The organism is Micromonospora sp. NPDC050397 (genome assembly GCF_044901685.1).
In the GTDB taxonomy this organism is placed as follows: domain Bacteria; phylum Actinomycetota; class Actinomycetes; order Mycobacteriales; family Micromonosporaceae; genus Micromonospora_G.
In genome coordinates this window covers 115,128-121,650 of the sequence record NZ_JBJDPS010000017.1, presented here as the reverse complement: position 1 = coordinate 121,650, position 6,523 = coordinate 115,128, and the positions used below count along the sequence as shown (strand labels likewise).

Sequence of the window (6,523 nt, the reverse complement as noted above, 5' to 3'; positions counted from 1 at the left end):
CCGCCCACCCGGCAAGCACCCATCCCGCTCCGCTTCGCTACGCGGGATGCTGCCGCGCGTCTGCCTGCGGTTCGATTTTCGAGTTAGAAGCGGGGGGGTTCTTGGTAGGTGCCCCATTCGGTGCGGAGGGCGTCGCAGATCTCGCCGAGGGTCGCCTCGGCGCGGGACGCGTCCAGCATGGCCGGGATCATGTTCTCGTCGGTACGGGCGACGGCCACCAGTCGGGCCAGTGCCGCCTCCACCGCGGCGTTGTCCCGTCCCGCCTTGCGCGCGGCGAGGATCCGGCGCTGCTCCAACTCCACCTCGTGCGAGATACGCAGGATCTCCAGTTCCTTGGCGACCGTACCGGTGTGTACGTTCACACCGACGATCCTCTTCTCGCCCTTCTCCAGAGCCTGCTGGTAGCTGAACGCCGCCTCGGCGATCTGGCCGGTGAACCAGCCGTCCTCGATCCCACGCAGGATGCCCGAGGTCATCGGGCCGATCGGGTGTGGTCCGTCGCCGGCCAACTGGCGGATCCGGGCGAAGATCTCCTCCGCCTCGGCCTCGATCCGGTCGGTGAGCGCCTCGACGTACCAGGAGCCACCGAGCGGGTCGGCGACGTTGGTCACGCCGATCTCCTCCATCAACACCTGCTGGGTCCGGAGCGCGATCTCGGCCGAGGAGTCGGTCGGCAGCGCGAGCGTCTCGTCCAGCGCGTTCGTGTGCAGCGAGTTGGTGCCGCCGAGGACGGCCGCGAGCGCCTCGACCGCAGTCCGTACGACGTTGTTGACCGGCTGCTGCGCGGTCAGCGAGACGCCGGCGGTCTGGGTGTGGAAGCGGAGCCAGAGCGCCCGCTCGTCGGTCGCGCCGTAGACCTCGCGCAGCCAGCGGGCCCAGATCCGGCGAGCGGCCCGGAACTTGGCGATCTCCTCGAAGAAGTCGAGGTGGGCGTCGAAGAAGAAACTGAGGCCCGGGGCGAAGACGTTCACGTCCAGCCCCCGGGAGAGCCCGAGTTCGACGTAGCCGAACCCGTCCGCGAGGGTGTACGCCAACTCCTGGGCGGCGGTCGAGCCGGCCTCCCTAATGTGGTAGCCGGAGACCGACAACGGCTTGTAGCGCGGGATCTCCCGGGCGCAGTACTCCATCAGGTCGCCGATCAGGCGCAGGTGCGGCTCCGGCGCGAAGAGCCACTCCTTCTGCGCGATGTACTCCTTGAAGATGTCGGTCTGCAACGTGCCGTCCAGCCTGGACAGGTCGGCACCCTGCCGCTCGGCGGCGACCAGGTACATGCAGAAGACCGGGACGGCCGGCCCGGAGATGGTCATCGAGGTGGTGGTGCCGGCCAGGTCGATGCCGTCGAAGAGCGTCTCCATGTCGGCGGCCGAGTCGACCGCGACACCACAGTGGCCGACCTCGCCGAGCGACTGGGGGTCGTCGGAGTCGCGCCCCATCAGGGTCGGCATGTCGAAGGCGACCGAGAGCCCGCCGCCCCCGGCGCCGAGGATCATCTTGTAGCGCTCGTTGGTCTGCTGGGCGTTGCCGAAGCCGGCGAACTGCCGGATGGTCCAGGTCCGCCCCCGGTAGCCGGTCGGATAGAGACCCCGGGTGTACGGGTACTCGCCCGGCCAGCCGATTCGCTCGAACCCGGGGTGGTCGGTCCCCGCCGGGGGTCCGTAGACCGGTTCGACGGGCGTGCCGGACAGGGTGGTGAAGTCGGCGTCCCGTTTGCGGGCCGCGTCGTACCGGGCCTGCCAGCGGGCCCGGCCGGCATCGATCTCGTCGGCGTTCATCCGGAGAGCTCCTCCTCGAGTCCTCGACTGCCAGTCGAGCATAGAGGGCACTCCTGAACGATCACTAAGCCAGCCTCGCCGTCGGGGACCTTCCGCCACCGGATCGAGGGCGATCCGGGGCGAAAGGTCCCAGTATCACGGCAACTGTTCGGCTGACGGATCAGCCGGCGTACCGGGCTCAGGCGCCAGCGGCCGGTGCGGCGGGGAGCTCGATGTCGTCGACCTTGACGTTCACCTCGGTCACCGTGAGACCGTACTTCTCGACCGCCTCGATGACCTTCACCCGTACCGCCTCGGTCACCTCGCCCACGACCTGACCGGCCTCGATCACGATCACCACGTTGATGACGGCGGCGGTCCCCTTCACCTCCACCGAGACGCCACGACCGGCGTCGCCCACCTCGTCCAGCCCGATCCGGTTCAGCACGTTGTCGAAGAACCGCGCCACGTCACCACCGAGATCGGCGACGCCCGGCACCTCACGCGCCGCCGTACCGGCGATCTTCTCCACGACCTCCTCGGAGATCGCGGTGGTGCCGCGCGGCGCGGCGGCCGGCGCCGCCGTGGTCGCGGCGTCGCCCGCGGTGTTCTCTACAGCCTCGCTCATGCTCGCTTCTCCCCTGGTCTGGGCGCCCACCCGGCGCCCTGCGCGATCACGGAGCCTACTCGCCAGCCCGCTGACGTGGCACAACCTGACGGATACTGTCCACCCCGGACCCGTGAAAGGAAGGGCCCCCTGTTATCGCTTTCCGTATAGGAAGGGCCCCCTGTTAACGCCCGAGCCGCAGCCGGCGGGCCCGACGGCAGCGGACGACGGCGTGGTCGCGGCGACAGCCGGGGACGGCGCGGCGTGGTCGCGGCGACAGCCGGGGACGGCGCGGCGTGGTCGCGGCGACAGCCGGGGACGGCGCGGCGTGGTCGCGGCGACGGCGTGGTCGCGGCGTTTCAGCGGGGGACGGTGCCAGGCGACGCGACGGTTCAACGGGAGACGGCGCGGTCGCGGCGGTCAGCGGGTCGAGCGGTGGTCCAGTTCGGCGAGCAGGTCACCGGCGGCGGCGTACGGGTCGAGCGAACCCGCGGCCACCTTGGCGGCGAGACCGGCCAGCCCGGTGCCGTCCCGCAACGAGCCGAGCCGGGCCCGGAGCACGCCGAGCGCGATCGCCTCCACCTCGGCTACGGCCCGCGCCTCCCGACGCCGCCGCAACTCGTCGTGCGCGACCAGCCAGGCCCGGTGCCGTTCGATCGCGCCGACGACGTCGTCGATCCCCTCGGACCGTACGGCGACCGCGCGGACCACCTGCGGACGCCACTGCCCGGGACCGCGCTCGCCCAGCGCGATCATCCCCTGGATGTCCCGTACGGTCGCGTCGGCGCCGTCCCGGTCCGCCTTGTTGACCACGAACACGTCCGCGATCTCCAGGATGCCAGCCTTGACCGCCTGGATCGCGTCGCCCATCCCGGGCGCGAGCAGCACCAGCGTGGTGTCGGCGAGCGACGCCACCTCCACCTCGGCCTGCCCGACGCCCACCGTCTCGACCAGCACCACGTCGCAGCCGGCGCCCTCCAGGACCCGTACCGCCTGGGGGGTGGCGGCGGCCAGCCCGCCCAGGTGGCCCCGGCTGGACATGGAACGGATGAAGACGCCCGGATCGGTGGCGTGCTCCTGCATCCGTACCCGGTCGCCGAGGATCGCCCCGCCGGTGAACGGGCTCGACGGGTCGACGGCGAGCACCCCGACCCGGTGACCGGCGGCGCGCAGGCTCCGGACCAGTTCGTTGGTGGTGGTCGACTTGCCCACCCCGGGCGCCCCGGTCAGCCCGATCACCTGGGCCTGCCCGGAGTACGGCGCGAGCGCCGCGGCCACCTCGGGCAGCAGTTCGTCCCCGGACTCCACCAGGGTGATCAGGCGTGCGACCGCCCGGGCGTCACCGTCGCGGGCCCGGTCGACCAGCAGCGGTACGTCCCGACCACGTCGCACCGTCACGCCCGCTCGCCGGCACCGCGCGGTACGTGCACGATCAACGCGTCGCCCTGACCACCACCGCCGCACAGCGCCGCCGCCCCGGTGCCGCCGCCCCGGCGGCGCAGCTCCATCGCGAGGGTGAGCACGAGCCGGGCGCCGGACATGCCGATCGGGTGGCCGAGCGCGATCGCGCCGCCGTTGACGTTCACGATCTCGTCGCTGATGCCCAGGTCACGGGTGGACTGGACGCCGACCGCCGCGAACGCCTCGTTGATCTCGACCAGGTCCAGGTCGCCGACGCCGAGACCGGCCTTGCGCAACGCGTGGTTGATCGCGTTCGACGGCTGCGAGTGCAGCGAGTTGTCCGGGCCGGCGACGTTGCCGTGGGCGCCGATCTCGGCCAGCCAGGTCAGGCCCAGCTCGACCGCCTTGGCCTTGCTCATCACCACGACCGCGGCGGCGCCGTCGGAGATCGGCGAGGAGCTGCCGGCGGTGATCGTGCCGTCGGGGGTGAAGGCGGGCCGGAGCCGGGCGAGCGTCTCGACCGTGGTCTCCGGGCGGATCCCCTCGTCCGTGCTGACCACCACCGGGTCACCCTTGCGCTGTGGCAGGGTCACCGGGACGATCTCGTCGGCGAAGACGCCGTTCTTCTGCGCGGCGGCGGCCCGCTGGTGACTGGTCGCGGCGAACGCGTCCTGCTCCTCGCGGGTGATTCCGTGCCGTACCCCGTGCCGCTCGGTCGACTCCCCCATCGCGCAGCAGTCCCAGGGGTCGGTCAGCCCGTCCAGCGCCATGTGGTCCTTGACCACCACGTCGCCGTACTTGTAGCCGGCCCGCTGGCCGAGGAGCAGGTGCGGGGCGTTGGTCATCGACTCCATGCCGCCGGCCACCACGATGTCGAACTCGCCGGCCCGGATGAGCTGGTCGGCCAGGGCGATCGCGTCCAGGCCGGAGAGGCAGACCTTGTTGATCGTGAGAGCCGGTACGTTCATCGGGATGCCGGCCTCGACCGCGGCCTGACGGGCCGGGATCTGCCCGGCGCCGGCCTGCAGCACCTGCCCCATGATCACGTACTGCACCTGCTCGGGGGCGACCCCGGCACGCTCCAGCGCACCCTGGATCGCGATCCCGCCGAGCTTGGTCGCGGACAGGTCCTTGAGGTTGCCCAGCAGCCGCCCCATCGGGGTACGCGCGCCGCTGACGATCACCGAAGCCATGACTCTCCGCCTCCGAGGGGTGGGCCGACCGTGCACCTTAACGAATGTTCGGCCAGACTAGCGCCATGGCAGAAGAGCACCCCGCCGAGACCGCTGCGGACTACGTCACAGACATCGGTCTCCAACGTATCGACCACGTCGGTGTAGCGGTCGCCGACCTTGACAGCGCGATCGAGTTCTACCAGCGGGTCTTCGGTATGCGCTGCGTACACACCGAGGTCAACACCGAACAGGGCGTACGCGAGGCGATGCTCCAGGTCGGCCCGACCCCCGAGGGCGGCCACCTCCAGTTGCTGGCCCCGCTCTCGCCGGAGTCGACCATCGCGAAGTTCCTCGACCGGTCCGGACCCGGCGTGCAGCAGGTGGCGTACACCGTGGCCGACGTGGAGGCGGCCAGCGCGGCGCTGCGGGAGCGGGGCATGCGGTTGCTCTTCGACACCCCCCGGCCCGGCACAGCCGGCTCCCGGATCAACTTCGTCCACCCGAAGGACGCGGGCGGGGTCCTGGTGGAGTTGGTGCAGCCCGCCGCGTCGCACTGACCCGACAACCCGTGCCGAGGCCGGGACACCGTGCGCCAATCGGGGCGCGGCCGGCGGCGGCCGGGAAAGACGCACCGCCCCGGACCGGTCGTGGGGAGCCGATCGGTCCGGGGCGATCCGGAACGGGGGCCGTCAGGCCGGCACGGTGTCGTACGACCGGATCAGTTCGGCGGGCAGCGGCTCCAGGTCGGTCGCGCGGAGGAAGTCGCCGAGCGTGGTGCCGGTGCACTCGGAGTCGACGTTGCGCGCGCCCGCCCGTTCCTCGACGTCCCGCCGGTTGACCGCGCGGAAGTCGATGGAGAAGCGGGTCTTGCCGGAGGTGTTCGGCACGGTGGTGTGCAGTTGCGCGCCGGAGAAGAGCAGCACGCCGCCGGGGGGCGTGATCACCCGGATGTCCGGCTCGCGGTTGACCTGCTCCTCGGCCTCCGGCTGCTTGCGGGTCTCGGTGTCGACCTGCTGCGCCGCCGCCGTACGGCCGTACGCCACCCACTCGGCGTAGTTGTAGTCGCGGGAGCTGTTGCGCACCCCGTTGTCGAAGTACGGCGGGTGGAAGGCCATCACGTTGGCCTCCTCGACGTCGTACACCGGCATCCAGAAGTTGAGCTGCGACATCGGCGCGGAGAACCAGGTGTCCCGGTGCGACTCGAACTGGAGGGTCAGCCCGGCGTTGAGGTACTCGCTGGTCATACTCCGCAGCCGGGGTACGTCGAAGTAGGTCTGCTCCAGGTCGGCACCGAGGTCGGCGAGCATGCCCCGGACCAGTTCCTTGCTGCGCGGGTGGTTGATGAAGGTCGGTTTCAGGTCGGCCAGCACCCGGACGTACTCGGGCCCGGCCAGGTGGTGCTGCGCGTCCGGCGGAAAGTGCGGTGCGAACGCCGACTCGACCATCTCCCGGGCGAAGGCGACCAGCGCCATCGAGTGCGGGGTGGGCGAGTAAACGAACAGGTCCCCGCCGAAGAGCTTGCGCCGCCGCTCGTCGTCGGACATGGGAGAGTCGAAGTACACCACCGTCATAACGGCCTCCTGCGGCAA

Annotated in this window: 6 protein-coding genes; 1 reads left to right on the top strand and 5 read right to left on the bottom strand. The window is 71.1% G+C overall.

Annotated elements, in window-relative coordinates; all coding sequences use genetic code 11:
• Positions 1 to 83: 83 nt before the first annotated feature.
• The 4 genes from ACI2K4_RS31900 to ACI2K4_RS31885 all read right to left on the bottom strand — a co-directional run bounded on the left by ACI2K4_RS31900 (position 84) and on the right by ACI2K4_RS31885 (position 4,952).
• On the bottom strand, positions 84 to 1,772 hold the full coding sequence (locus tag ACI2K4_RS31900; protein WP_404516669.1) for a methylmalonyl-CoA mutase: 1,689 nt from the start codon (positions 1,770 to 1,772) through the stop codon (positions 84 to 86).
• 178 nt (positions 1,773 to 1,950) lie between these two features.
• Positions 1,951 to 2,379: an Asp23/Gls24 family envelope stress response protein gene (locus ACI2K4_RS31895; protein ID WP_404516668.1), complete on the bottom strand. Its 429-nt coding sequence runs from the start codon at positions 2,377 to 2,379 to the stop codon at positions 1,951 to 1,953.
• A gap of 399 nt (positions 2,380 to 2,778) precedes the next feature.
• Positions 2,779 to 3,756: a methylmalonyl Co-A mutase-associated GTPase MeaB gene (meaB, locus tag ACI2K4_RS31890; protein ID WP_404516666.1), complete on the bottom strand. Its 978-nt coding sequence runs from the start codon at positions 3,754 to 3,756 to the stop codon at positions 2,779 to 2,781.
• Complete coding sequence (locus ACI2K4_RS31885) at positions 3,753 to 4,952, bottom strand: acetyl-CoA C-acetyltransferase (RefSeq protein WP_404516665.1); 1,200 nt, start codon at positions 4,950 to 4,952, stop codon at positions 3,753 to 3,755. The genes meaB and ACI2K4_RS31885 overlap by 4 nt, the downstream gene beginning before the upstream one ends.
• 65 nt (positions 4,953 to 5,017) lie before the next feature.
• Between ACI2K4_RS31885 and mce the strand changes: the two genes are divergently transcribed.
• The gene (gene mce / locus ACI2K4_RS31880; protein WP_404516663.1) at positions 5,018 to 5,491 is read left to right on the top strand and encodes a methylmalonyl-CoA epimerase; all 474 of its coding nucleotides are present in this window, start codon (positions 5,018 to 5,020) and stop codon (positions 5,489 to 5,491) included.
• 132 nt (positions 5,492 to 5,623) lie between these two features.
• Here mce and ACI2K4_RS31875 read toward each other — a convergent pair whose 3' ends face one another.
• Entirely contained in the window at positions 5,624 to 6,505 is an 882-nt protein-coding gene (locus tag ACI2K4_RS31875; RefSeq protein WP_404516661.1) for a hypothetical protein, read from the bottom strand.
• Positions 6,506 to 6,523: the final 18 nt, after the last annotated feature.

Coding starts and splice junctions, on each gene's coding strand:
- ACI2K4_RS31900 (WP_404516669.1), bottom strand. CDS start 1,772: ATGAACGCCGACGAGATCGATGCCGGCCGGGCCCGCTGGCAGGCCCGG.
- ACI2K4_RS31895 (WP_404516668.1), bottom strand. CDS start 2,379: ATGAGCGAGGCTGTAGAGAACACCGCGGGCGACGCCGCGACCACGGCG.
- ACI2K4_RS31885 (WP_404516665.1), bottom strand. CDS start 4,952: ATGGCTTCGGTGATCGTCAGCGGCGCGCGTACCCCGATGGGGCGGCTG.
- mce (WP_404516663.1), top strand. CDS start 5,018: ATGGCAGAAGAGCACCCCGCCGAGACCGCTGCGGACTACGTCACAGAC.
- ACI2K4_RS31875 (WP_404516661.1), bottom strand. CDS start 6,505: ATGACGGTGGTGTACTTCGACTCTCCCATGTCCGACGACGAGCGGCGG.